The sequence below is a fragment of the Rothia sp. HMSC076D04 genome (genome assembly GCF_001814645.1).
Classification (GTDB): Bacteria; Actinomycetota; Actinomycetes; order Actinomycetales; family Micrococcaceae; genus Rothia; species Rothia mucilaginosa.
On record NZ_KV817363.1, the window covers coordinates 65,931 to 66,673 of the forward strand.

At 55.7% G+C, this 743-nt stretch carries 1 pseudogene; it reads left to right on the forward strand.

The features are described from left to right. Positions 1-461: pseudogene (locus HMPREF2980_RS01125) on the forward strand (peptide ABC transporter ATPase); the annotation flags it as partial. Positions 462-743 lie beyond the last annotated feature (282 nt).

A 743-nucleotide genomic window follows, 5' to 3' on the forward strand; every position in this document is an offset into this window, starting at 1 on the left:
TGCCCTCCTCCTATGTCATCGAGTACGGCAACGGAGATACAGACACCCACTACACGGCAGGTCAGCCCGTGACCACCTATCCCCGTGAACGCCCGCGTGAAACCGCAACGAGTTACGCCTACCAGCGCTCTGGCAACTTCCACGCGTATGCGACCGTGCACTACACGGCTCGTTTCCGTGTGGATGGTGGCCCGTGGCAGATGATGGAAGTGACCCCGCAGGCGACCAGTGACCCGTTGCTGGTGCGTGTGTGGTGGGTTGATGTGGGACGCGTGGCAGGTGACTGCAGCTACGACGACACTCGCTGGGGCTGCAAGAACGATCCGACTATGGGCAAGCCGGATAACCCGAACCCGCGTCTGCGCAAGGCCGATATTCGTACCGGTCAGCGTTGGCACCTGAACGATAATGGTGATGGGGATACGGAGTATTCGTTGCACCGCGACTGGCCCGACATGTAAATCAGCCCCGTGGGTCTTATGCTGAGAAGCCACATGTGTTTCGAAAAGCCACTTCTTTGGTGGCTTCTCGAAACACATGTGGCTTTTCGCCGTTCATAAGGGAGGACCGGGGGAACTTTCAATAGGTTAGTGTCTTCGCCGCGGGTCTTTAACCCGCATTAAAGTCACTAACCTATCGAAACAGCCAGTTACCCGCCGCCGGTAAAAATTCAGTAATGACTTAGCGTCTTTGGTAATGGGTTACGGATTTGTGCCATAGGTTAGTGTCTTTGGTCGTAGTTA